This is a genomic window from Chitinophaga silvisoli (genome assembly GCF_003412465.1).
Classification (GTDB): domain Bacteria; phylum Bacteroidota; class Bacteroidia; order Chitinophagales; family Chitinophagaceae; genus Chitinophaga; species Chitinophaga silvisoli.
Genome location: NZ_QTJV01000002.1, coordinates 488,825 through 513,645, shown reverse-complemented (window position 1 = coordinate 513,645; position 24,821 = coordinate 488,825). Strand labels below are relative to the sequence as shown.

Below are 24,821 nucleotides of genomic sequence, written 5' to 3'. Positions count from 1 at the left end.
AACAGAGAGATAAAGTTTTAAGTTTAGAACAATAAAAGCTCCTTATTCTGAAGCGCAGGCAAAGGTTAGGGGTAAAAGCTTAAAGAATTATGCATTTAAAGTACGAATCCACACTAAGAGAACCATTAGTTGATGGGGAGAAGAATTACCACCAGGTAACTGAAGATATCATCAGTCCTATTGAAGGAAAGCCTGGTAAACTGTGGTATGTAGGCTTTTTCATTTCCGTAGCATTGTTGTTATGGGGTGTTTTCTCCGTAACCTGGGAAGTTTATTACGGTACCGGGGTGTGGAACCTGAATAAAACAATTGGATGGGGTTGGGATATTACCAACTTCGTATGGTGGGTAGGTATTGGTCACGCGGGTACACTGATCTCTGCAATCCTCCTGCTGTTCCGCCAGGGATGGCGTACTGGGGTAAACCGTGCGGCAGAAGCGATGACGATCTTCGCGGTAATGTGTGCCGGTCAGTTCCCAATCTTCCACATGGGTCGTGTATGGATGGCGTTCTTCGTACTGCCTTATCCAAATACACGCGGTCCGCTGTGGGTGAACTTTAACTCTCCACTCCTCTGGGACGTGTTCGCGATCTCTACTTACTTCACAGTATCTCTGCTGTTCTGGTATTCAGGTTTGCTGCCTGACTTTGCAACTGTTCGTGACAGGGCAAAGACCAAACTGCGCAAGCTGCTGTATGGTGTAGCATCTTTCGGCTGGACCGGTTCTGCAAAACACTGGCAGCGTCACGAGGCCCTGTCTCTGGTACTGGCAGGTCTGTCTACCCCACTGGTACTTTCTGTACACACTATCGTATCTTTTGACTTTGCAACTTCAGTTATACCTGGTTGGCATACTACCATCTTCCCTCCCTACTTCGTAGCGGGTGCGATCTTCTCCGGATTTGCGATGGTACAAACACTGCTGATCATTGTACGTAAAGTATTGAGTCTGGAAGATTACATTACCATGGGCCATATGGAAGCCATGAATAAGGTAATCGTACTGACTGGTTCCGTAGTAGGTTGTGCTTACCTGACTGAGCTCTTCATGGCATGGTATGCAGCAGTTCCTTACGAGTTTGCAACATTCTACAAATATCGCGCAGCGGGTCCGCTGGGTTGGTCTTACTGGATCATGATGACTTGTAACGTAATCACGCCGCAGGTATTCTGGTTCCGTAAAATGAGAAGAAACATCGTAGTAACATTCGTGATGTCAATCATTGTAAACATCGGTATGTGGTTCGAGCGTTTCGTAATCATCTGTACTTCCCTGTACCGTGACTACCTGCCATCCAGCTGGAGCTACTATCGTCCATCCTGGCCAGAAGTTGGTTTCTACATGGGTACCTTCGGTCTGTTCTTCACCTGCTTCTTCCTGTTTGCTAAATACTTCCCTGTAATCGCAGTAGCTGAAATCAAGTTCGTACTGAAGACTACCGGTGAGAGCTTCAAGAGAGACAACATGGAGAAACTTGAGCCATTGTCTGATGAGCAATTCGCTCACGATCATGCTCATCATCATGATGACCACGGACATGCAGGTCATGCAGTAGCGCATGCAGCTCACAATTAATTGATAGCTGAAAGAAATCTGGACATAGACATTTTAGACTTAGAATTTTTTTAAACATATGGCGGTTAAAAATTTCGTTGTAGCAAGTTTTGATGATGAGGCGGTATTATTTCCGGCAGTTAAGAAAGTAAGAACTGCGGGCTACAAAATCCATGATGTATACACACCATTTCCGGTGCATGGTCTTGATCATGCCATGGGTCTTCGTGAAACCAGCCTGCATACTGCCGGTTTCATATATGGTGTTTGCGGTACTACAACAGCATTATCCTGCATGAGCTGGATATTTAATTCAGACTGGCCGTTGAACATCGGTGGTAAGCCACACTTCCCATTACCGGCGTTCATTCCTATTACCTTCGAGTTGACAGTACTGTTCGCTGCGGTAGGTATGGTAATGACCTTCTGCTACCTGTGTAACCTGATGCCAGGTGTGAAAAAACACATCTTCCACCCACGTCAGACAGATGACCTGTTTGTAATGGTGATCGAGGTAACTGCTAAAACAAACGCTGAAGAAGTAAAAGCTCTCCTGGCTCAGGCGGGCGGTTTAGAAATAAACGAGCAGCGTGCGGAAGCAGGATGGTGGTACGGTCGCTTCGATCAGGATGATGAAGCTACCCTGTACAAAAACGCTGAGACTGCAACTGTAAACGCGTAAAACAACGATTTCAAACTTCCCTGTAAAGCAGACTTACAGGAAAGTATACAGAATATAAGCTTGAATTATAATAAACAGATGAAAAGGACTTCCAACATATTGATCGCAGCTGCTTTGGTAAGTGGAGCTTTGGTATCGGTATCATGCAACAGGGGAGAGAATAACAGAAAGCCCGGAAGGATTTACATGCCTGACATGTATGAATCCCGTGCTTATGAGTTCTATAACGAGAAGGTATCATCTATGAAACCTGTAGATGGCACCGTGAAGAGAGGAGAGTTATTGCCTTACCATCTGAAAGCAGAAGATACTGCGTTAGCTAACGGTGTTAAAAATCCACTGATTCTGGCGAAAGCGGATCTGGAGGAAGGAAAACGTTTATTCAATATTTACTGCGGTATTTGCCACGGTACTAAGCTGGATGGTAATGGTCCACTGTATAAGGACGGAACTGGTCCTTATGTAGCTGCTCCTGCTAACCTGGCTAGTGGTGCAAAAGCCAGCTACACTGAAGGTCGCCTGTTCCACGTAATGACTTATGGTTACAACGTGATGGGTAGCTATGCCAGCCAGCTGGACAGAACACAGCGTTGGAAAATTGCTGCTTATATCCGCAGTGTACAGAATGGTGGTGCGAACCCTCCTACCCTGGTAGATGGTGATACTAAACCTGCAGCAGCACCTGCACCTGCAGAAGCTGCAACAGCAGCAGCTCCAACATCGGATAGCACTGCACACAAGTAATTGAATATAATAGCATTAATTAAGTATTTTAATATACAGTAATGAAGGACCAATTTGTAGTACCGGCAAGATTAAAGACGACCAGCTTCGTGTTAATAGGAATTGGCTTGCTGACTTTGTTGATCGGAATTTTCGCATTTAGTGGTGAGCATGGCTCCACACGTTTCTGGGCTGGCCTCCTGCAGAACAGCTCTTTCTTTCTACTTGTAGTATTAGCCAGTACCTTCTTTATTGGTGCTACTACCCTGGCACATGGTGGCTGGCAGGTTGCCTTCCGTCGCGTACCGGAGGCTATCTCAATGGCTGTTCCTGTATTGGGTGGTATCTTTTTCGTAATTCTGCTGTTCCTGATTTATGGTCAGAAAGGTCATATCTACCACTGGCTTGATAAAGAACACGTAGCTCACGATCCGATCCTGAGCTGGAAAGCAGCATTCCTGAATCCAACTTTCTTTATAGTAGCAGCAGTGATCACTATTGGTCTCTGGATCCTGTTCACTATCAAGCTCCGCAACATGTCCATCGAAGAAGATGGTTGGGGTCTTTCCAAAGATAGCGGTAAACGCATTCTCTGGAGAAATACTGTAATGTGCGGTGGCTTCGTAGTTATCTATGCACTGAGCGTAGGTTCTACTACTCCTTGGTTATGGTTAATGAGTATCGACGCACATTGGTACTCTACTATGTATAGCTGGTATACCTTCGTGAGCAGCTGGGTATCCGGTATCTCCCTGATCGCCCTGTGGGTGATCTACCTGAAACGTAATGGTTACCTGCCTTATGTAAGCGAAGAACACCTGCATGACCTGGGTAAACTGGCTTTCGGTTTCAGTATCTTCTGGACTTACCTCTGGTTCTCCCAGTATATGCTGATCTGGTATGCTAACATGCCTGAAGAAATTATTTATTTCAAACCTCGTCTGTGGGGTGAGTGGAGACCTATCTTCTTCCTGAACCTGATCATCAACTTCATCACTCCGCTGTTGTTCCTGATGAGCAAGGATACTAAACGTAACTGGTCATCTATGACTTTCATCACTGTGCTGATCATCTGTGGTCACTGGATGGATTTCTGGCAGATGGTTGGTCCTGGTACTTACCAGCACCTGGTATTCCCTTGGTTCGAGCTGGGTATAGGTGTAGGTTTCGTTGGTCTGATTATCTTCCTGGTATCAAGACAACTGACTAAAGCTCCACTGGTTCCAAAGAGCCACCCTTATCTGAAAGAAAGTATTATCCACCAGGCTTAATTGGCAATAATACCGGGATAGATTTAGATAAAATCGTAAAGCATTAGATAACTTAATTATTCAAAATAGCAATGTCAGGATATTTAGCAGTCTTAGTAGTTGTGCTCATATTCGTAGTCATCTTCCAGATTGCGAAGGCCAGCGAATATGTGTCGATATTAAAGGGAGAAAAGAAGTCGCGCCAGCAATCTAACAAGGTGAACGGCTTCCTGATGATCGTGTTCCTGGTGGTGGGCCTGATAGGTGTGTACTACTGTAATGAGTTACTGAAAGGTAAAATTGGCGTTGAATCAGCATCTGTACAGGGTGAAGGTATCGACAGCATGATTAAATGGACACTGGTTATCACTGGTATCGTATTCGTTATCACCCAGATCCTCCTTTTCTGGTTCGCATTTAAATATCAGGAAAAAGAAGGCCAGAAGGCTTTCTATTTCCCTCACAACAATAAACTGGAATTAATCTGGACCGTAATTCCTGCTATCACCCTTACCATCCTGGTAGCATTCGGTTTAAGACACTGGTTCCGCCTCACTTCTGATGCTCCAAAAGATGCAATGATCGTAGAAGTGACCGGTAAGCAATTCAACTGGCTCGTTCGTTACCCTGGTAAAGATGGTCAGCTGGGTCGTAAGTTCTTCAAAAACATCAATGAAGCGAATAATCCTTTAGGTCAGGACTGGGATGATCAACTGAATAAAGATGACTTCATGGCAACCGAAATTCACCTGGTTGTAAACAAACCAGTGAAATTCATCATCGGTTCCCGCGATGTAATCCATGACGTAGGTCTGTCAGCTTTCCGTATGAAGATGGATGCTGTACCCGGTATCCCTACCACCCTGTGGGTAACTCCAAAGTTCACCACCAAGGAAATGAAGGAAAAGACCGACAATCCTGATTACGTATATGAACTCTCCTGCGACCAGATGTGTGGTAAAGGCCACTACTCCATGAAGGCAAACATCGTGGTAGAAACTCAGGAAGAATTTGATGCATGGGCTGCAAAACAAAAAGCTCAATTCGACGTGGCTCACGAGAGCGCAACTCCCGCTCCGGCTGCAGCACCTGCGGCAGACAGCACCCAAAAGGCAGTGGCTAAAAACTAGTGAAGTAGTAACTTTGTAGCCAGAGAAAGAAATTTTTTTAGACGCACACAAGACGCACAGGACATTTAAAATAATTGTAAGAAAAACTGAACGCACATCAGTTTTATATAAACAGCACCGATTATGAGTAACGAAGCAACATTGCACGGTCAACAGGAGGTTATGCACGGCGCGCACGCGCACGATCATGGCCATGGTCACGACGATCATGAGCACCATGAGGGCGGCTTCATTTCGAAGTATGTTTTCAGCTTTGATCACAAAACTATCGCTAAGCAGTTTCTGATTACCGGTATTATCTGGGCTATCATAGGTGCTTTCTTCTCCGTACTGTTCCGTTTGCAACTGGGGTTCCCCGATGCTACTTTCCCATGGATGGAAAGCATACTGGGACATTGGGCTAAAGGTGGCCGTATTACAGACGAAGCTTACTATGCATTGGTAACCATGCACGGTACCATCCTCGTATTCTTTGTATTGACTGCCGGTTTGAGCGGTACTTTCTCCAACCTGCTTATTCCTCTGCAGGTAGGTGCCCGCGATATGGCTTCTCCTTTCATGAACATGCTGAGCTACTGGTTTTTCTTCCTGGCCAGCGTAGTGATGATGAGCTCTCTGTTCGTACAAACTGGTCCTGCTTCCGGTGGTTGGACTTCTTATCCTCCACTGAGTGCACTGGGCGATGCATCAATCGGTTCTAAAATTGGTATGGACCTCTGGCTGTCTGCTATGGCGCTGTTCGTAGTATCTCAGCTGCTGGGTGGTCTGAACTATATCTCTACTATTCTGAACATGCGTACCAAAGGTATGACTATGACCAAGATGCCACTGACTGTTTGGGGCTTCTTCTTCACAGCTGTACTGGGTGTACTTTCCTTCCCTGTATTACTGTCAGGCTTCATCCTGCTGCTGTTCGACCGCCACGGTGGCACCAGCTTCTACCTGAGCGAACTGTTCGTAAATGGTAAAGCACTGAGCAACGAAGGTGGTTCTGCAATCCTGTACCAGCACTTGTTCTGGTTCCTGGGTCACCCTGAAGTATACATCATCATCCTCCCTGCAATGGGTATGGTATCTGAAGTAATGGCGGTTAACTCCCGCAAACCTATCTTCGGTTACCTGGCGATGGTTGGTTCCATGTTCGCGATCGTTATCCTGGCCTTCCTGGTATGGGCGCACCACATGTTCGTAACTGGTCTGAACCCATTCCTTGGTGCCTTCTTCGTACTGTTGACATTGCTGATTGCGGTACCATCTGCGATTAAGGTGTTCAACTGGATCACTACGATCTGGAGAGGTAACATCCGTTTCACTCCTGGTATGCTGTTCTCTATCGGTTTCGTGAGCACATTCATCTCCGGTGGTCTGACAGGTATCTGGCTGGGTAACTCCTCTATCGATATTCACCTGCACGATACTTACTTTGTAATCGCGCACTTCCATATAGTAATGGGTGTATCTGCCTTCTTCGGTACTTTCGCCGGTGTATACCACTGGTTCCCGAAAATGTTTGGCCGCTACATGAACAACACACTTTCTTATATCCACTTCTGGATCACACTGATTGGTGCTTACCTGATTTTCTGGCCAATGCACTATGAAGGTCTGGTGGGTATGCCAAGAAGATATTATGACTACTCTACCTGGGAGTCATTCAAACAGTTCGCTGACCTGAACCACTTCATCTCTATCGTGGTGATCCTGGTATTCGCTACTCAGCTCCTGTTCGTATTTAACTTCTTCTACAGCATCTTCAAGGGGCGTAAGTTAACAACACAGAACCCCTGGAATGCAACGACCCTCGAATGGACTACGCCGATTAATCCTGGTCACGGTAACTGGCCTGGTGAAATCCCTGAAGTTCACCGTTGGGCTTACGATTACAGCAAGGATGGTCATGACTTCATTCCTCAGACTACTCCGCTGTCTCCGGAAGAACAAGCTAACGGCGGTCACTAATAATGAATTGCCGGTTGCCCTCCCCCGCTAAAAGGGAGGGCAGCTTCAAACCAAATGTGAAGATTGATATTTTTGGACCCCTGTGAGCGCGCACCTCACAGAATTGGACTAAGAAATGATTAGAGAAAACTCCATAAAATTATCGTTGTCGTATGCTGTAGCCAGTAAGGTGAAGGATTATTCTCAGCTAATGAAGTTTAATCTGACCTTCATGGTTGTGTTTTCCAGCGTAGTAGGCTACCTGCTGGTACCGGGAGTGGAGTTTTCGTTGATAAAAATCGTAGAATTATTTGCCGGTGGTTTATTAGTTTCCGGCTCAGCAAATACCATCAATCAGTTAATCGAGGTAGAGACAGACAAACTGATGAAGCGTACAGCCGTAAGGCCCCTGCCATCAGGTCGTGTGTCTGAAAATGAAGCAAGGGTGCTCGCTTTTGCAACAGCTATCTCCGGTGTACTGATCATGGCATGGGCATTCAACTGGCTGAGCGCTGGTCTGAGCCTCTTATCGCTGGTGGTGTATGCATTTATCTATACGCCATGGAAGAAATGGAATTCAATGGCCGTACTGGTAGGTGGTATTCCCGGAGCAATGCCGCTCTTGATTGGCTGGGCTGCAGGAGCGAATGAATTGGGCGCTGGCGGTTGGTCTTTATATGCACTTCAGTTCGTATGGCAGTTCCCTCATTTCTGGGCAATTGCATGGATTGGACATAATGACTATAAAACTGTCGGTTTCAAATTATTACCAAACGGTTCGGAGCCAAACAGGATGGTCGCTATTCAGGCAGTGATGTATACATTCCTCCTGATCCCGCTGGGCTTTCTTCCTTACCTCTTAGGAGTAAGTGGTGGTATTTCTGCAATCATCGTATTGCTGGCTACCCTCTTCTTCCTTTACCGTGCAATCAATCTGTACAGGAAATGTGATGCACCCGCAGCACGTAAGCTGATGTTCGGTTCTTACATTTACCTCACCATCATGCAACTGGCATTGTTGGCAGATAAAGTGCATAACATTTAATAAGTTTAAAGACAAAATAGTGATGCAGGCAATGAGTTTACAACAACGCAAAAAAATCCATCCACACAAATATTCCCTTTGGATTGCTATGGGGAGTATTACGATGATGTTTATTGGTTTTACCAGCGCGTATGTTGTAAAGCGATCGCAAGCAAACTGGGTCACTTTCGATCTGCCTATGATTTTCTGGGCGAGTACAGCAGTAATCCTGACCAGTAGCTTAACTGTTCAGATGGCTGTAAAGCAGTTCAGAAACAGACATATGCAGGCATACAAACAGCTGATCACGCTGACCGCCGTATTAGGAATAGCTTTTGCGGTTTGCCAGTGGATTGGGTTTTCACAAATGGCACAGAGAGGACTGCCTTTAAATGGCCCTGCTTCTGCTTCCTTTATTTATGTGATAGTAGGCGTTCACCTGCTGCACGTACTGGGTGGAGTGGTCGCTTTGCTGGTCTTGTTTGGCAGAGCCTTCAGAACCAAAGTATTGAGCTACAGTTCAGTTCCGATTGAGGTAGCTTCTACTTACTGGCACTTTGTAGACATTTTGTGGATTTACCTTCTGATTTTTCTGAGTATCGCCAGATAAACTTTCTAAAAATTAATTTACAAAACAAACAATGGATACAGCAGTTACAGCGAAGAAAAAATGGTGGTCCGGGGGACATTCTCCTTTTAATGTGAGCTACGGTAAGTTGATGATGTGGTACTTCCTGTTGTCAGATGCTTTCACCTTTGGAGCATTGTTGATATCATATGGAACCATCCGTTTCATGAGTACTTCATGGCCTGACCCAAATGAGGTGTTCCGTTCTTTCCCTGGTTTGGGACATGCGAATGTTCCAATGGGATTCGTGAGCTTGATGACATTCATTTTGATCATGAGTTCTGTAACCATGGTATTGGCGGTACATGCTGGTCATCAGCGTCGTCAGAAAGATGTGGCTAAATGGCTGATCTGGACTATCATTGGTGGTATTGCGTTCCTGAGCTGTCAGGCATGGGAGTGGACACACCTGTATCATGAAGGTGCATGGTGGGGTCGTAATCCTTTTGTAAATGCTGATGGTACTGCTGCTACCAGCAACTTTACTAACTTCTTCTTTACAATCACAGGTTTCCACGGTTTGCACGTAACTTCCGGTGTAGTATTGAACATTGTGATCCTGTCCAACGTACTGAAAGGTACTTACGAGAACAGAGGGCACTACGAAATGGTTGAGAAAGTTGGTCTGTACTGGCACTTTGTAGATCTGGTTTGGGTATTCGTATTCACCTGCTTCTACCTGCTCTAATCGGATTGAGAAATTAGTAAATTGGAATTTTAAAAAGAGAACACATGTCAAATACAACATATACAGACGCTGGTCACGATGTTCATGTAGCGGATAGCTCCACTAAGACTATCTGGAAAACGTTTTGGATTCTATTAGCCATCACGGTTGTTGAAATCGCGCTGGCTTTGATCCACCTGGAAACACATTTTCCTCCAAAGCTGTTGGTAAACTCTATCTTCATTGGTCTGACCATCGTGAAGGCATTCTTTATCGTAGCTGAATTCATGCACCTGGGTCACGAGATCAAGAACCTGATCATGACCATTCTGATGCCTTTGCTGCTGTTCGTTTGGTTTATCATCGCCTTCCTGGCAGATGGTGATTCATGGAAGAATATGCGTAAAAACCTGGCTCCTGGTACTCCAAAACCAGTTGAAAAAGTACAGGTTATAGAGCACGGAGAGGGACATCACGAATAATCATATAGCTGGTATTTCCTCATTTAGTATTTTGAGAAAAATTGCCTGTTAGTGGTTTATGCCTGCTGCCGGCTTTAAAATCGAAAATGAGTTAATAACGACTTTTATACTATTACGCTTTACATTGTCCCCAGCGATGCGGATATTGTAAAGCGTAATTTTTTGTTCACAATTAATACCATACGCCATCACACAGAAAGGACTTTTAGGATTAGTACTCGCCGTGCTGTTGCCATTGGTGGGCTACCTGATAGTAGATCACTATCGGGAAGATGCAGTACCACTCCCCCGCTATTATATCGCGGAGCGTGTAGATACTGTGAAGAAAGATGGGAAGACAACGTATGATACAGTATACCATACGGTAAAGGATTTTACTTTTACCAACCAGATGGGCAAGCAGGTTTCCCTGCACGATATGCCCCACAAAATGGTGCTGGTGAATTTCTTCTTTACTTCCTGTCCCAGCATTTGCCCAAAAATGATGGCAAATCTGGAGAAGCTACAAAAAGCGTATATCAAGAGTGACTCTTTGCTGCAACTGATGTCGCTGACAGTAGATCCTGAAAGGGACTCGTCAGAGACACTGCGCCAATATGGTCTGAAACGCAATATCAATCCTGATAACTGGTGGTTACTCACTGGCAATAAGAAAGATATTTATGATCTGGCCAGACATGAGTTTTTCGTGAGTGTAACAGAAGGTGATGGCGGACCGGATGATTTTATTCATACCGAGAAACTGATCCTGCTGGACAAGGATCGCCATATCAGGGGCTACTATGATGGCACCGACAGCAATGTGGTACGCCAGATTGCAAATGATATCGCAGTATTACACCTGGAAAAAGCAAAGAACCGTCCTCCTTTCCTGAAAAGGATCTTTAATCCAGGCACTGAATAAGAAAATTATAAAAATGAAAAATAAGTAAGAAAGTGAAATGTGCAGACGCTAAGCATGAGCGTTTCCATTTCACTTTTTTGCTTTAAATATCCTGATATGAGTCTTACAAACAAAAATCTAAACCTGCCTATTGCAATCGTATCAGTAGCAATACCGGTAGTAGTGGCACTCCTCATGTTCATGCCGCGCCAGCATATGGAAGCAGGGTTCAATGTGACGGTATTGCCCTTGTTTCACGCAGCATTGAATTCAGCTACGGCAGTGTTGTTGTTGGCAAGTCTGTATTTTATCAGGATGAAGCAGATTAAAGCACACAAAACTGCTAACCTGATTGCAGTCGCATTGTCTGCCATCTTCCTGGTATCGTATGTGACCTATCACTTTTTTGTGAAGTCTACTATGTATGGTGATGTAAACCATGACTACATTGTAACAGAAGCAGAGAAAGCAGCAGCAGGCAGCCTGCGCTATGTTTATTTCTTCATTCTGATCACACATATTGTGCTGGCCGGGATCATTGTACCACTTGTACTGTTTACCTTGCTGCGCGGGTTTCAGAATAATTTTGAGAAGCATAAGAAGATAGCACGCATCACCTGGCCCATCTGGTTTTACGTAGCGGTGACCGGCGTAATCGTGTATATCATGATCTCTCCTTATTATTGATCTGGTGCACGGGGAGAATTAAATTTCTTCCTCTTTTTAAATCCTGTGTCTAAGGCACATGCAATTTTAATCAGTAAATTTGTGGTATGAAAAAGATTGGACAAATAGCAGTTGTACTCCTGGCCCTGAGCATCAATACCATGGCACAGTGTTCTCTTTGTACCAAGACGGCACAGCAACTGGGAGAAGGCCCTGCAAAGGGTTTGAATGCAGGTATTTTAATGCTGGCAGTAACGCCACTCATTATTATCGCTTTCCTGGGTTTCCGCTATTACAGGAATAACAGGCAACAGGCATAATTACTATTACAAATTCATAATAAACAAAGGGCTGATCAGCAATGGTCAGCCCTTTGTGTTACAGCATTATCTGCAACCTTCTAATTCATAAATGTGGTAACCTTGCTGCTGGATATTCTTCTCCCAGGATGGAACGGTTTCCTGCATATGGCAGAACCTGCAGTCGCGGGAAGAAATAATGGGGGCAGTGAGTGAACGCGATTTGAGATAAGCATTGCCGAAAGTGAGGACGCTTTCGTAATTAGTATCGGCGGAGACAATGATGTCAAAGTGCATATAGCCTCCTTCCCGGCGTTTCACATAGGTGTCAAAAATAGCAACTTCCATGGATATGACATTAAAATCAATAACAGTTATTTAGGTCGCACAAAAGTAGGGAGGTGCATATACGACATGAAATTTTTAACTTCCTATTGACGAACAATTACTCAGGGAAATGAAGTAGTAAATATCAGGGTAATAATTTTATTATTAGATTATAATAAATGAGGAATTAAATTGATCTTAAATAAGTAATCTTTTTCTGTTAACGAGTCATTAACATAACTGGAAGTTAAGAATGAAAAATTTAGGCCTTGTTGTACTTGCCGCATTATTAGCAGCTGTGACAGTACAATGCCTCACTTACATCATTGACGGCTTAAGCTGGGTTTGCTACTTAGGAGAGTACTCCAAAACATCGCCGGATATCAGTAACTCTGGTTTGGGCGGGTGGATGATACTCATTCCAGTAGCAGGTGCACTGGCGGGAGTACTACTGATAAAATGCGGGAAAAAATGGCTGACTCCACTTAGTGCGGTAATAATGACCGGCACGGGCTTCCCTTTTGGAGTGGAAGGTGTGCTGGCCAGCGGCTTGTTTATATCAGGCGACAGGCAATTACTGAAAGCAGCTGTGATTGCCGCTGGATTGGCCTGTTTATTAAATATCCCACTGGCTGCAGTAGTGCTGGTATTTGAACTTGGCTTTATTGAATTGTCATTATTCAATGTGCTGGCGATTGTGCTGGCAGCAGGCATAGGTGCCTTGTGCAGGGTAATTTTGGTGGGATGGGACACCATCCTGCCCGTAGAACGTGTACCAGGGCTTAAAATAGATCTTTTATATGCCTGTTTTGTAACGGGTATTATTGTATTTCTTTTTGGTTGGCTAATGACCTGGCTGATCAAAATGCTGGAGAAGATCAGGTTTCAGCGTACCTGGTTGCCGGTAGCCGCAGCAATAATTATTGGCTACCTGGGATGGCAGCGACCGGAGGGTCTGGGTACTGGTAATTACTTTATTCCTGCACTTAGCAGCGGCGCTATCAATTTACAGATCCTGCTGGGCCTGTCTTTGGTACGCCTGGCCATGTTAATCTTAGCGGCAGGATCGGGAGCCCCGGGGAGAGAATTAATCATTTCTCCATTAATTTTAATAGGAGCTACATTGGGAATGGCCAGTTTATTACTGGTGAGTATGATCGTGGGCATTTATGATGTAACACCGGAGTTAGCAGCAGTGGTAGGAATTGCAGCCATGCTTACGGGAAGACTCCCGGTTATATTTGCAGCCCTCATTTTCTCTATAGAACTCACCCATCAGTGGATGGTTATTATACCTGTTATTGCCGCGCTGATCCCAGCTATGCTGCTCCGTAGCGTGATTGTAAGAAACGGTACAAATTAAAATCACCCTGTTCCAGTGCCGTTTTTATCTGTTGATAGAGTTCCTGCCTGTTAATGGCCTTCATACGCTGGCGTTGTATCAGTTGCCAGGCTTTTTCAGTAAGCAATTGTGCATGCTTTTCAGGATGTTGGGTAAGTTGCAGTTGATGCTGATCGATTGCCTGTATGAGCTCTCTTAAGCCTTCGTTGGTAGTAGCGACAGTTTTTAACACGGCCGTCTCCTGCACCCGGCTATGTGCCAGTATCCGCAGGTTTTTTACGAATGCATCAGCATTATCCCTGTCAGCTTTATTCACGACAAAAATGTCTGCTATTTCCATCAGGCCTGCTTTCATCGTCTGTATTTCATCGCCGGCTTCCGGTACTACCACGACAACGGTGGTGGTAGCAATTCCTGCAATTTCCACTTCACTCTGCCCCACTCCTACTGTTTCAATAAAAAGGTAATCGAAGCCAGCAGCTTTCATCAGCTCGCTCACTTCGATAATGCGTGGGCTCAATCCTCCTAAAGCGCCTCTGCTGGCCATGGAGCGAATAAATACATTGTCGTTGTTAAAATGCTGGGCCATGCGTACCCTGTCGCCCAGCAATGCACCGTAATTAAATGGAGAACTGGGATCTACAGCGATGATACCTACTTTCTTCCCCTGTTCCAGCAGGAGCTCAATCAAGCCATTTACAAGCGTGCTTTTGCCGGCTCCGGGAGGGCCTGTGATGCCGATGACCCGGGTATGGTCATTGGCCGGCAGGTCTGCCAACAAGGCTTCGTACCCGCTGGCTTCATTTTCCACCAGCGTAATACATCGGGCCAGGGCCCTGGTTGAGCCCTGTAATAGGGCTGTCAATAGAGAACGCATCTTCTAAATTACGAATAACGGATTATCTTCGCAGCCAATATAAGTATTCTATGAAAGTAGCCGGATTCACTTTTGTTCGCAATGCCGTAAAATATGACTATCCAGTATTGGCATCTATCAGGTCGATCCTGCCACTGTGCGATGAGGTGATTGTCAGTGTAGGTGACTCTGATGATGGGACATTGGCCCTCATTCAGTCCATCGATTCTCCTAAAATTAAGATCACACATTCTGTATGGGATGAATCACTGAAAGAAGGAGGAAGGATCCTGGCAGTAGAGACAGACAAAGCATTTGCGCATGTGAGCCCTGATGCCGACTGGTGTTTTTATATCCAGGCAGATGAGGTGGTGCACGAAAAAGATTACCCTGCTATAAGGGCGGCAATGGAGAAATACAAGGATGATCCGAAAGTACAAGGATTGTTGTTTGAGTATATGCACTTCTTTGGTAGCTATGATTACATTGGTGATTCAAGAGTGTGGTACAAAAATGAAATCAGGGTAATCAGGAACGATAAAAAGATTTCTTCTTACCGCGATGCCCAGGGTTTCAGGAGAGAAGGTGAGAAATTGCATGTGAAGCCGGTGGATGCGCATATCTATCATTATGGATGGGTGAAGGATCCGGAGGCACAGGCAAGGAAGCTGAATAATTCATTCACTTTGTATAATGGAGCGAATGATGAGAAGATGAAGAAGAGAGTGAATATTTCTGAATTTGATTATGGCGAAGTGGATAGCCTGGAAGTGTTTAAGGGTACGCATCCGGCGGTGATGCAGTCAAGGATTGATGAGAAGAACTGGAAGTTTGAGCATGATATCAGCAGGAAGAAGTTTGGGTTTAAAGACAGTATACTTTACTGGATAGAAAAGAGGACAGGTAAGCGATTGTTCGATTACAGGAATTATAAAAAAATATAGCAATTAAAAAGGGTTTGCCTCTGGCAAACCCTTTTTAATTTAGTAAAGCTTTCTGTATAAATCGAAGTATGCTTTTGCATTAGCATCCCAGCTAAACTGCAGGGCATGTTTTTTTATAACACCTGTGCGATCATTATTCGCAAAGTGTTCCATCCCTTTTGCAAATACATCCTGCATGGCATCAGGTGCAAAATCACGGAAGTAATATGCAACGTCCCCTCCTACTTCAGGTAAACTGGTTTTATCAGACAGGAACACAGGTTTACCAAAGTGCATGGCTTCTACCACCGGAGCGCCAAAGCCCTCTGCCAGCGAAGGAAACAGGAAAGCTGAACACTGACTGTAATACCAGTATTTCTCTTCATCAGTAATGCCCCCTACAAGTTTCAGCCTGTTGCTCACACCCAGTTCCTCAGCAGCAGCTTCAATTTTTTTGATATAATCTCCCTGTTGTCTGCCGGCGATAATCAATTCATAATCGTTGCCAGCTAACAATGATGGCAGCACATGAAAATTCTTCTTCGGTGTCAGCATGCCGATCGAAAACAGGAAAGGCCGCTGTGGTTTATATGATGGTGTATCGAAGCCCGGAAATTGTTTTACTTCAGAGCCCTGGTATACAATCTGGCATTTGCTGTCAGGCACCCTGATATGTTCCCTGATTGCATTCAGTGTAAATTGGGAAATCGATACGACTACATCCGTTTCATCCACCTGTTTTTGCAGTTGCTTCAGATGGTATTTTTTCTGCCATTCTTTTAGGCGGTCATCAATCAGGAAGTTCAGGTCATGAATGGTGACAATCGCCCGCCTGGCCTGTTTCCTGGGCCACACATTACCTGTCTGGTGTACAGCATGAAATACATCCATCTTTGCCGGACGGAAAGCATATCTGTCATACCATTTATACGGTATTGTTTCAAATCGTCCGTTAAATTCTGCAAAGGATGCAGGCATGTAATACAGCAGTTGTTCATCCTGCTGCTGCAGGTTCAATAGTCGTTGTCCTAATTGTAAACAGAAGGTGTAAAGACCGTTGTGTGGATACTTTAATTTCTCGAAATCCAGACCGATGCGGTGCATATTAATAAGATAGTTGAAGATTAATACAGGCTCCGGTATATCTCCAGATAGCCTTTTGCCATATTATCATAGCTGAAACGTGCTGCATATGCTTTAATTGCATCTGCAGGATGCTTTTGCTGGTAATCGAGCATGCCATTCCGGAAAACCTCCTGCATGTTGTCAGGTTCAAAATCCTGGAAATAATAACTAAGAGGTCCGCCCACTTCAGGCAAACTGGTTTTGGTAGAGAGGAAGCATGGCTTACCCATGGTCATCGCTTCTATCACAGGTATTCCAAATCCTTCGGCAATGGAAGGGAAAAGAAATCCTTCACAGTGACGAAGGTACCAGTATTTATCGGGATACGATATTGCTCCCGGTATTTTCACCCTGTCTGCCACACCGTGTTCCTGTGCCTTCATCCAAATCTGCTGTTTGTACTGCTCATCGAAGATGGGGCCGGCTATAATCAGTTCGTAATCATTGCCCACCAGCAGTGCCGGCAGTACATGAAAGTTCTTTTTAGCATTCACGCCACCCAGGCTAAACAGGAATGGTTTGGCCGGCCGATAGGCAGGTGCATCAAAGTCAGGAAAAGCTTCCAGGTGACCACCATTGTATACCACGCTGGTGGCTTTATTTTCCAGGTTCAGGTGTGTTTTCACATCGTTCATCACGAATTGGGAGATGGTCACAACATGATCAGCCCGGTCTATATTTTTCTGAACGGACTTCAGGATTGCCTTCACCTTTGCAGGTGCTTGTTTTTCGTGGATGCAGTTCAGGTCATGGATGGTTAATACCATCGGCGTTTTGCCTGCCTGTGGTATATACCGGGTAGACTGGAAGGTGGTATGCCATACATCCGTTTTAAAGTCGGGCATCCAGTATTTATGCAGAGAGTTCTTCCTGATGTAAGTACCTGCTTCACCAAAGAATCCCTGCAGGTGTTTGGGCATATAAAACACCATTTCCTCATTGGCCGCTTTATTTTTCAGGAGGGCATAGCCCAGCTGCTTACAGAATTCATAGAGTCCTGTATTGGCGTATTTCATTTTCTCGCAGTCGAGTAAGAGTCGCGGCATATAAGTTTGAATGGTAATTGGGGGTTAAATATATATTCTATAATTTAGAAACCATGACGAATTTCATCCCAATATTTCCCTTGGGTATTGTTGTGTACCCTGAAGAGCAGCTGAACCTGCACATATTTGAACCCAGGTATAAACAGCTGATCCGGGAATGTATAGCCGAGCAGAAACCTTTTGGAATTCCCTCTGTGATTGATAATAAGATAGTAGAATATGGTACACTGGTAGAAGTGGTACGGGTGGAGAAATCTTATGAAAGTGGGGAACTGGATGTGGTAACCAGAGGTACCAGGGTGTTTCGTATACTGGAAGTGATCAAAACCATTCCGGAGAAATTATATACAGGTGCCATAGTCAATTACCCGGAGAATCATACAAATTCAAATGAGCGCTTACAAAAGCAGGTCATACAGGCGCTGAGAGAACTGCATAACCTGCTGCAGGTCAATAAGAGCTTTAAAAAAGAGGATGCAGACCTCCTCTCCTACGATATTGCGCATCATGCCGGGTTATCCCTGCTTGAAGAATATGAGCTGCTCCTCCTGTTCCAGGAACTGCAGCGCCTGGAATACCTGAAACGACACCTGCTAAGGGTCGTGCCTGTAATGGCAGAAATGGAGCGGCTGAAAGACCGGGTAAAATTGAACGGGCATTTTAGAAACCTGTCGGCAGGTGATATTTAGGAATTGTATAATTTTGCGCCCGAACTACTTATATGAAGAAGATCATTACGCGTTTAGCGTTTCTGTGGGTTTTGCTGGCTGCCGTATCGTGTGAGAACGATATGGAGGCTGTCATGAACCTCGATAAAAAAGCCACAGCTGTAGAAGAAGGGAAGAAAATCAATTCCCTGTATAGTCAGGATGGTCACGTAAAGGCCAATCTGACAGCTCCTACCATGCTTCGCCATCTGGCGGTACCTATCTATGTAGAATTCAATAACGGCCTGAAGGTATTGTTTTACAGCGATTCCCTGAGTGTAGAGAGCACATTGACAGCGCGTTATGGAAAATACTTTGAGAACGATGCCAACATCTTTCTGAAAGACCATGTGGTAGTGGTGAATAAAAAGGGAGAACGGCTGGACTGCGAAGAGCTGAACTGGGATTCCAAGAAGCAGCAGTTTATTTCTAATACGAGGGTAAGGATCAGCACGGAGACAGATACCTTATATGGTACGGGCCTGATTTCCAACCAGGACTTTACTGACTATACAATTATGCATCCAACCGGTCCGTTTGTGGTCCAGGATACTACGATGCTGAATTAAAGATATTCCCACAACGATAACGGCCCATCATCGCGTATGCAATGATGGGCCGTTTCGCTTTAACCTATTTTTTAACCTAAAATTTTGTCCTTATAAAAACGCAAGAACCATGCCATTAAGTATGTGCATGCAGCTATCTATTTTATAATATAATGATACTCTGGCATATGTTCGAAAGAATCCCTATATCCTGCATTAACCGGGAATTTTATAACATTCACCAAATGGCAGACTTTTCTACAGATCTGGCAATCTATATTTACAATAGGTTTTTCATAGGATATGGTTAAATTATTAGGCGGTACTCTTACCGCCTTTTTTTATTATCTTAAAGCTTCAATAACAAAACATTATGGAGCAGATTACCTGGCAGGATTTTGAAAAGGTAGCCATTCGTGTAGGAACTATTATAGAAGTAGCCGACTTTCCCAGGGCAAAGAACCCCGCTTATCAGTTATTAATAGACTTTGGTCCCGAGCTGGGCATCAAGCGTTCATCCGCTCAAATCACAAAATTGTATACAGAAGAGAACTTAGTCGGTAAACAGATTGTTGCTGTAGTAAACTTCCCTGTGAAGCAGGTGGCCAATTTCTTTTCCGAATGCCTGGTGCTGGGTGTAGTAGGTGATGATAAGGAAATTGTGTTGTTACAGCCTGATAGAACGGTCCGGAATGGCCTGCAGATAGGGTAAAATGGGTATATAAGCTAGTAATTAAAAATAATTACAATTTAAAAATTAATTAATATTATCTTATTTAACATATATGAGCTGACCTCTTCATTCTTACCGTTTTACGAACTATTTTATAACGTTCACGGAAATGGGAGAAGAACTCAGTTTTGTAGACTATATCTTTGACTTAGGTTTTTCATAGGATATGGTTAAAATTATTACAAGGGCGGTATTCTTACCGCCCTTCTATATTTAAGGCAGGTTCTGCCATTAACAGCTCATCTGTTACGTTCACCCCTCAAAAACTGATTTTCGCCTCCAAAAGCCGCTACGTTTAACTTCCTTTTCATTACGTTCCCAAACAAAAATATAGCATTCACCAGAATGGGTTTTGCACGTATGCAAAATAAGCCCACCTTTGGTACAGGTTTTTCAATAAAGATATGGTTAAAATTTTTCGGGGCTGTAGTCTTGCAGCCCCGTTTCTTTTTTTATAACTCTGCCGGAAACGGCTCTTCCAGTAAATAGCGATAGATAAACCGGTACGCTTCCATATCACTATGCCTGTTCTTGATACTGGTTCTCCACCCATGACGCTCTCCCGGATAGATCATAAATTCAAAATGCTTATTCATGTCTTCCAGCATATTGACCAGCTGGATACTGTTCTGGATGTGCACGTTGTCATCCATGGTACCATGGGTAATCCTGATTAAGCCTTTATAACGGTCCAGGTAGTTCATCGGTGAGGTGATTTTATACCCTTCAGGGTTCTCCGCAGGCGTATCCATATACCTTTCTGTATAATGGCTGTCATAGAGCTGCCAGTCAGTCACAGAATAGTTAGCCATCCCATAATTGAATACGGAAGCACCATAGGTGAGCGCCATACAGGTCATATACCCCCCGAAGCTCCCCCCGGTGATGCAAACCTTGTTAGTATCTACATAAGCCTGGGAACGGAGCCATTTGGTGGCATCCATATAATCTTCTATTTCATAGATCCCTGTCTTGCGGTGGATGTAGTTCATCCCCATTTTACCCAGCTGACCGGAGCTGCGGTTATCAATGACTACCTGGATCACCCCTTTCTCTGCCCACCATTGTGAGGTCAGGTTCAGGTTCCAGCGATCGTAAACGGTACCGGCATTAGGTCCACCATAGATGCTGATGAGCACAGGGTACTTTTTACCTTCCTGCATATGGAGGGGCATGGTCACCGTCATTGGCAATGTCAGCCCATCGCGGGTGGTATAGGTCATAAGTTTAGGCAGAGCCAGGTTATATTCGCTGATCTGATCGCCCTTGCTGTCACCCAGTTCTCGAACTACCTTGCCTTTGTTGTCCATCAGTGCCACACGGGTTGGGGTCGTCAGGTTAGAATAGGCGGTCACGAAATAGTCGCCATGTGGGCTTACAGTCGTAGCATGGAAATATTCCCCGAATGTGAGCCGGGTAATAGCGCCGCTGTTCATGTTTACCTTGTAGAGGTCTGTACGGGTAGAGGCTTCTTTGCGGGCTACAAAGTAGATCTGTTCCTGTTTGGTATCGAAAGCTACAGTGTAGTTCACCGTCCAGTTACCACTGGTCAGCTGCTTTTTCAGGGAGCCATCCATATTATACCAATAGAGATGTGACCAGCCTGTTTTATCACTCTCAATGATGAAGCCCCTGCCCTTTTCCAGGATGGTCATACCATCTTTCCAGTCGATCCAGGTAGATTGTTTTTCATCGTATACCTCTTTTTTAGCACCGGTGCTCAGGTTGATATCATAGAGTTTCAGGTTGTCCTGTCCCCTGTTCATCCATTGTAACCACAGGTGATTGTCGCTGGTCCAGAACGGGGTACCGAAGTATTGGTCTGCCTTTTCATCGAAAGCGGCCCAAATGGTAGCACCACCATTTACAGGCACCACGCCAACTTTCACCTCGGGGTTCTTATCGCCGGCTTTGGGGTAACGGGTGTTCTCAGTGAAGCCATGCTGCCCTTTTTCGCTATAGATAGGGAATACGGGTACCTTGGAATCATCGAAACGCATATAAGCCAGGTAGCGGCTATCCGGGCTCCACCAGAAAGCCCGGTAGCGGGAGGCGCGGCCCAGAATTTCTTCGTAATACACCCAGGAAGCGTAACCATTGTACACCACGTCAGAGGCATCATTGGTATAGCGGGTCTCCTTTTTGCTGGCTATTTCCACGCTATAGAGGTCATTGTGACGGGTGAAGGCCACGTACCTGCCATCAGGAGAAATAGTCGGGTTCTTTTCTGTGAGCGTATCATTTGTGAGCTGCGTGCTGGTACCGTCAGCAGCCGTATAGATAATATCGTGATTTTGTACAGATACAGAGATCCCGGCTTTAGAATATTCGGAAGAAGCTCCCGTTTTAACATCTACCTGGTAAGCCTTGCCATTGCGCACTTCAATATAGTGGGTATCATCGGCCCAACCAGTGATGTTGGGTAATGGCCTGGAAATGCCTGAAGGGGCATTTTTCCAGATCTGTTCATAAGTAAGATCTTTCTTATCCTGGGCACACAGTGGTGCAGATAGTAGTCCCAGGGCTGCCATGCAGCGGGTGAAGTGACGTAATTGCATAGATCGGATTTGTTGTAAATTAAAAATCCGGCTGCTAGCAGCCGGATTTTTCTTGATATAAGGTTGAAAAAGAAGACTATTGGAGCTTCTCTGGTTTCATTTGTGGGAAGAACAGTACATCCTGGATAGATGGATTGTTCGTCATGATCATGGTAAGACGGTCGATACCAATACCGATTCCGGAGGTTGGTGGCATACCATATTCCAGTGCACGGAGGAAATCGTAGTCGATGTACATGGCTTCGTCATCACCTCTTTCCATCAGTTTCACCTGATCTTCGAAGCGCTGGCGCTGATCGATAGGATCATTCAGCTCGCTGTAGGCGTTGGCCAGTTCCTTACCGTTTACCATCAGTTCAAAGCGTTCTACCAGGCCTGGTTTGCTACGGTGTTTCTTGGTGAGCGGACTCATTTCCACCGGGTAATCGATGATGAAAGTGGGCTGTACATAGTTGTGTTCAGCTTTTTCACCGAAGATCTCATCGATCAGTTTACCCTTACCCATGCTTGGTGCTACGCCGATTCCCAGTTGTTTGCAGGTATCCCGAAGTTGCGCTTCATCCATTTCAGAGATGTCAATACCGGTATGTTCCTTAATCGCATCATACATGCTGATACGTTTGAAAGGTGCTTTGAAGTCGATCACCTTATCTCCTACCTGTACCTGGGTGGTACCATGCAGGGTGAGGGCGATCTTTTCCAGCAGGGTTTCGGTGGTACGCATCATCCACTCATAGTCTTTGTAAGCGGCGTACATTTCCATTACGGTGAATTCCGGGTTATGGGTACGGTCCATACCTTCGTTGCGGAAGTCTTTGGCAAACTCGTACACACCATCGAAACCACCTACGATCAGACGTTTCAGATACAGCTCATTAGCAATACGCATGTATAATGGAATATCCAGTGCATTGTGATGCGTCTTGAACGGACGTGCAGTAGCACCACCAGGGATGGGCTGGAGGATCGGTGTTTCTACTTCCAGGTAGCCCAGGTCGTTGTAGAAATCACGGATGGTTTGCATGATCTTGGTACGCTTGATAAAGGTATCCTTTACCCCGGGATTGATGATCAGGTCTACGTAGCGCTGACGGTATCTGAATTCAGGATCGGTTACCGCATCGAAGGTTTCACCGTCTTTTTCAGCTACGTTTGGCAATACACGCAATGATTTAGCGAGAAAATCCAGCTTTGTTACATGTATAGACAATTCCCCGGTTTTAGTCACAAAAGCATAACCTTTAGCACCCAAAATATCTCCAAGATCGATCAGCTTTTTGAAAACAGTATCGAACATGGTTTTATCCTCACCAGGGCAGATGTCATCGCGGCGAATATACAGCTGAATTGTGCCAGTGTGGTCCTGCAAGCTAATGAAAGCAGCCTTACCCATGTCACGTTTCTTCATGACACGGCCTGCAATACAAATGTTTTGCAGCTGGTCTTTGGTTTCTTCACTATAAACTGCCTTAATGTTCGCGGCAGTATTGTTTACGGGATATTCTTCCGCCGGATAGGGGTTTATACCCGCATTCTCCAGTTCCTGCAGTTTCTCCCTGCGTATGATCTCTTGCTCAGATAGTGATGTCATGTAAATACTGAATTACAATAATGGATTGCAAAAATAGCTTTTTCTGCCCTTTGGCATTAATTTTTCTCTTTATTCCATAGGTTCTACATATTCCACACTAAAACAGTAATGAGATGAAAACTATTATTGTTCCCACGGACTTTTCAACAGCAGCATATAATGCCGCCCGCTACGCGCTGGGACTGGCAGGGCAAATGGGGGCTACCCGGGTCGTTTTGTACCATGCTTATGAGCTGGTAGTGCCGGTGCCGGATATGCCTTCGGCAATTCCGATGGTAGACTCTAAGGAACTGAAGAAAGCCAGCCAGGAGGGCCTGGAAAAGATGAGAAATGAGCTGGTGGCGGAAGTGCCTGACAATGTAATACTCGAGCTGAAGGCAGAAAACCATCTGCTGTCAGCCAATATTGATGGTTTTTGCCAGGATCAGCAGGCAGATCTGATTGTAATGGGTACTGAAGGAGGAAGCCAGTTCGAAGAGATCCTGATTGGCTCCAATTCAGTAGATGTAGCTAAGCATACCGCTTGTCCGGTAATCATTGTGCCGGCAGATGCCGTATATCGCCCTATCAGGAAGATTGTATTTGCATGCGATTTTAAACATATAGGGGAAAATACGCCCATTGGTCCGCTCAAGAGCTTGCTCAGTGTATTTAACGCATCGCTGCATGTGCTGAACATTGATCATTCCGGGAAAGGACTGGCAGGAGAAACGCCCATGGAAAGTTTGCTGCTGGATACCCTGCTGGAAGGCTATAACCCGATCTATCATTTTGTGGACAATGAAAATGTGGCGAATGGCATCATAGAGTTCTCAGAAAAAGAAGGTGCCGATCTGATCTTTATTATACCCAGGAAACATGGATTGTTTGATGGAATGTTCAGAAGGAGCCGGACCACGCAGTTAGCATTTCACAGTCATATCCCATTGCTGGCAATACACGAATAGAAAAATACATTATTTTTATAGCCTGTAGCAGCCCCGGATCGCATTGCGATCCGGGGCTGCTGTGCGAAGAGCTACCCTTCATCACTAATTGAATTGGTAGATTAAATATTGTTATTAATTTGCATGTAAACCACAACTTCAACAATATGTATAAGAAACTATGTCTTCTGTTTTTGGCTGGTATTTCTTT

General features: G+C 44.9%; 25 protein-coding genes. 19 read left to right on the top strand and 6 right to left on the bottom strand.

The features are described 5' to 3' along the window. Nucleotides 1-89: 89 nt before the first annotated feature. From nrfD to DXN04_RS08155, 13 genes are all read left to right on the top strand, one after another. On the top strand, nt 90-1,577 hold the full coding sequence (gene nrfD / locus DXN04_RS08215; protein ID WP_116852845.1) for an NrfD/PsrC family molybdoenzyme membrane anchor subunit: 1,488 nt from the start codon (nt 90-92) through the stop codon (nt 1,575-1,577). A 58-nt stretch (nt 1,578-1,635) separates the two neighbouring features. Next, the gene (locus DXN04_RS08210; RefSeq protein WP_116852844.1) at nt 1,636-2,238 is read left to right on the top strand and encodes a DUF3341 domain-containing protein; all 603 of its coding nucleotides are present in this window, start codon (nt 1,636-1,638) and stop codon (nt 2,236-2,238) included. Between the two features lie 78 nt (nt 2,239-2,316). After that, nucleotides 2,317-2,982 (top strand): c-type cytochrome, encoded by a 666-nt coding sequence (locus DXN04_RS08205; protein WP_116852843.1) that lies wholly within the window; start codon nt 2,317-2,319, stop codon nt 2,980-2,982. Nucleotides 2,983-3,023: 41 nt separating this feature from the next. Then, on the top strand, nt 3,024-4,232 hold the full coding sequence (locus tag DXN04_RS08200) for a quinol:cytochrome C oxidoreductase (protein ID WP_116852842.1): 1,209 nt from the start codon (nt 3,024-3,026) through the stop codon (nt 4,230-4,232). Nucleotides 4,233-4,303: 71 nt separating this feature from the next. Continuing rightward, a complete protein-coding gene (locus tag DXN04_RS08195) occupies nt 4,304-5,341 on the top strand; it encodes a cytochrome c oxidase subunit II (protein WP_116852841.1) in 1,038 nt (345 codons plus the stop codon). Nucleotides 5,342-5,464: 123 nt separating this feature from the next. After that, the gene (locus tag DXN04_RS08190; RefSeq protein ID WP_116852840.1) at nt 5,465-7,300 is read left to right on the top strand and encodes a cytochrome c oxidase subunit I; all 1,836 of its coding nucleotides are present in this window, start codon (nt 5,465-5,467) and stop codon (nt 7,298-7,300) included. Nucleotides 7,301-7,415: 115 nt separating this feature from the next. Then, nucleotides 7,416-8,324, top strand: a complete 909-nt coding sequence (gene cyoE, locus DXN04_RS08185) for a heme o synthase (protein ID WP_116852839.1) — start codon at nt 7,416-7,418, stop codon at nt 8,322-8,324. A 31-nt stretch (nt 8,325-8,355) separates the two neighbouring features. Next, on the top strand, nt 8,356-8,913 hold the full coding sequence (locus DXN04_RS08180; protein WP_233525538.1) for a cytochrome c oxidase subunit 3: 558 nt from the start codon (nt 8,356-8,358) through the stop codon (nt 8,911-8,913). 31 nt (nt 8,914-8,944) lie between these two features. Next, nucleotides 8,945-9,619 carry a cytochrome c oxidase subunit 3 gene (locus DXN04_RS08175; protein WP_116852837.1) on the top strand — a complete coding sequence of 225 codons (675 nt, stop codon included), beginning with the start codon at nt 8,945-8,947 and terminating at the stop codon, nt 9,617-9,619. A gap of 44 nt (nt 9,620-9,663) precedes the next feature. Next, nucleotides 9,664-10,080 carry a cytochrome C oxidase subunit IV family protein gene (locus DXN04_RS08170; protein WP_116852836.1) on the top strand — a complete coding sequence of 139 codons (417 nt, stop codon included), beginning with the start codon at nt 9,664-9,666 and terminating at the stop codon, nt 10,078-10,080. 223 nt (nt 10,081-10,303) lie between these two features. Next, nucleotides 10,304-10,984, top strand: coding sequence for an SCO family protein (locus tag DXN04_RS08165; protein WP_158568908.1), 681 nt, complete (start codon nt 10,304-10,306; stop codon nt 10,982-10,984). Nucleotides 10,985-11,080: 96 nt separating this feature from the next. Further along, nucleotides 11,081-11,650, top strand: coding sequence for a DUF420 domain-containing protein (locus DXN04_RS08160; protein WP_116852834.1), 570 nt, complete (start codon nt 11,081-11,083; stop codon nt 11,648-11,650). 86 nt (nt 11,651-11,736) lie between these two features. Next, nucleotides 11,737-11,949, top strand: coding sequence for a hypothetical protein (locus DXN04_RS08155; protein WP_116852833.1), 213 nt, complete (start codon nt 11,737-11,739; stop codon nt 11,947-11,949). Nucleotides 11,950-12,015: 66 nt separating this feature from the next. Here the strand turns inward: DXN04_RS08155 and DXN04_RS08150 are convergent, their stop codons facing one another. Then, nucleotides 12,016-12,276 (bottom strand): DUF2024 family protein, encoded by a 261-nt coding sequence (locus DXN04_RS08150; protein ID WP_116852832.1) that lies wholly within the window; start codon nt 12,274-12,276, stop codon nt 12,016-12,018. A gap of 232 nt (nt 12,277-12,508) precedes the next feature. Here DXN04_RS08150 and DXN04_RS08145 point away from each other — a divergent pair, with 232 nt between their 5' ends. After that, on the top strand, nt 12,509-13,618 hold the full coding sequence (locus DXN04_RS08145; protein WP_116852831.1) for a chloride channel protein: 1,110 nt from the start codon (nt 12,509-12,511) through the stop codon (nt 13,616-13,618). Here the strand turns inward: DXN04_RS08145 and meaB are convergent. Beyond that, entirely contained in the window at nt 13,575-14,474 is a 900-nt protein-coding gene (gene meaB / locus DXN04_RS08140; RefSeq protein WP_116852830.1) for a methylmalonyl Co-A mutase-associated GTPase MeaB, read from the bottom strand. The two genes, DXN04_RS08145 and meaB, sit on opposite strands and share 44 nt — an antisense overlap. A gap of 50 nt (nt 14,475-14,524) precedes the next feature. Between meaB and DXN04_RS08135 the strand changes: the two genes are divergently transcribed. Then, nucleotides 14,525-15,397 (top strand): glycosyltransferase family protein, encoded by an 873-nt coding sequence (locus tag DXN04_RS08135; protein ID WP_116852829.1) that lies wholly within the window; start codon nt 14,525-14,527, stop codon nt 15,395-15,397. Between the two features lie 39 nt (nt 15,398-15,436). On the opposite strand, the gene DXN04_RS08130 is transcribed toward DXN04_RS08135, so the two are convergent. Then, on the bottom strand, nt 15,437-16,480 hold the full coding sequence (locus DXN04_RS08130; protein WP_116852828.1) for a glycosyltransferase family 4 protein: 1,044 nt from the start codon (nt 16,478-16,480) through the stop codon (nt 15,437-15,439). A gap of 20 nt (nt 16,481-16,500) precedes the next feature. Next, a complete protein-coding gene (locus tag DXN04_RS08125) occupies nt 16,501-17,547 on the bottom strand; it encodes a glycosyltransferase family 4 protein (protein WP_116852827.1) in 1,047 nt (348 codons plus the stop codon). 53 nt (nt 17,548-17,600) lie between these two features. Here DXN04_RS08125 and DXN04_RS08120 point away from each other — a divergent pair, with 53 nt between their 5' ends. From DXN04_RS08120 to DXN04_RS08110, 3 genes are all read left to right on the top strand, one after another. Next, nucleotides 17,601-18,236, top strand: coding sequence for an LON peptidase substrate-binding domain-containing protein (locus DXN04_RS08120; protein WP_116852826.1), 636 nt, complete (start codon nt 17,601-17,603; stop codon nt 18,234-18,236). 32 nt (nt 18,237-18,268) lie between these two features. After that, nucleotides 18,269-18,823, top strand: coding sequence for an LPS export ABC transporter periplasmic protein LptC (gene lptC, locus DXN04_RS08115; protein ID WP_116852825.1), 555 nt, complete (start codon nt 18,269-18,271; stop codon nt 18,821-18,823). A gap of 352 nt (nt 18,824-19,175) precedes the next feature. Beyond that, on the top strand, nt 19,176-19,514 hold the full coding sequence (locus tag DXN04_RS08110; RefSeq protein ID WP_116852824.1) for a tRNA-binding protein: 339 nt from the start codon (nt 19,176-19,178) through the stop codon (nt 19,512-19,514). A gap of 473 nt (nt 19,515-19,987) precedes the next feature. Here DXN04_RS08110 and DXN04_RS08105 read toward each other — a convergent pair whose 3' ends face one another. Beyond that, on the bottom strand, nt 19,988-22,093 hold the full coding sequence (locus DXN04_RS08105) for a S9 family peptidase (RefSeq protein ID WP_116852823.1): 2,106 nt from the start codon (nt 22,091-22,093) through the stop codon (nt 19,988-19,990). A gap of 76 nt (nt 22,094-22,169) precedes the next feature. After that, nucleotides 22,170-23,684 (bottom strand): lysine--tRNA ligase, encoded by a 1,515-nt coding sequence (lysS, locus tag DXN04_RS08100; RefSeq protein WP_116852822.1) that lies wholly within the window; start codon nt 23,682-23,684, stop codon nt 22,170-22,172. Nucleotides 23,685-23,797: 113 nt separating this feature from the next. Here lysS and DXN04_RS08095 point away from each other — a divergent pair, with 113 nt between their 5' ends. Continuing rightward, the gene (locus tag DXN04_RS08095) at nt 23,798-24,631 is read left to right on the top strand and encodes a universal stress protein (RefSeq protein ID WP_116852821.1); all 834 of its coding nucleotides are present in this window, start codon (nt 23,798-23,800) and stop codon (nt 24,629-24,631) included. Nucleotides 24,632-24,821: the final 190 nt, after the last annotated feature.